At 60.1% G+C, this 559-nt stretch carries 1 protein-coding gene; it reads right to left on the bottom strand.

What is annotated here, in order from left to right; genetic code table 11:
* Window positions 1-72 precede the first annotated feature (72 nt).
* On the bottom strand, window positions 73-559 hold a 487-nt coding region (locus tag HT737_RS30795; RefSeq protein WP_182404703.1), incomplete at its 5' end, for an aldehyde dehydrogenase family protein.

Genomic DNA, 559 nt, shown 5'->3' with positions numbered 1-559 from the left:
ACGGCGCGGACAGGACAGGGTGTTTCGGTCAGGCTTGGGTGCATTGTTGTTATTACCCGGCGGTGACGACGATTAGCGGATGAACAGCTTCTGGATCAGTTTCTGGATCGATTTGCCGTACGGCGGATAGATCAACTTCGCGGCGTTGAAGCGCTGTTTGATCAGTACGCCCTTGGCCTTGCTGAAAGTCAGGAAGCCTTCGTGGCCGTGATAGTGGCCCATGCCCGACGGGCCGATGCCGCCGAATGGCATGTCGTCCTGCGCCACGTGCAACAAGGTGTCGTTCAGGCACACGCCGCCGGAGTGGGTTTCGTGCAGCACGCGGTTCTGTTCGCGCTTGTCGTAGCCGAAGTAGTAAAGCGCCAGAGGACGCGGGCGCTGATTGATGTAGGCAAACGCCTGATCGAGATCCTGATACGGCACGATCGGCAGCAGCGGGCCGAAGATTTCATCCTGCATCACGGTCATTTCATCGGTGACGTTCAGCAGCAGGCTGTGCGGCATGCGCCGGCCCTGGCCCTGTTCGAACAGCGGGATCAGCAGCGCGCCCTTGCTCGTG

The organism is Pseudomonas sp. MD195_PC81_125, assembly GCF_014060985.1.
In the GTDB taxonomy this organism is placed as follows: domain Bacteria; phylum Pseudomonadota; class Gammaproteobacteria; order Pseudomonadales; family Pseudomonadaceae; genus Aquipseudomonas; species Aquipseudomonas parakoreensis.
The sequence above is the reverse complement of the archived record's forward strand: the minus strand, read 5'-3'. Positions and strand labels throughout refer to the sequence as shown.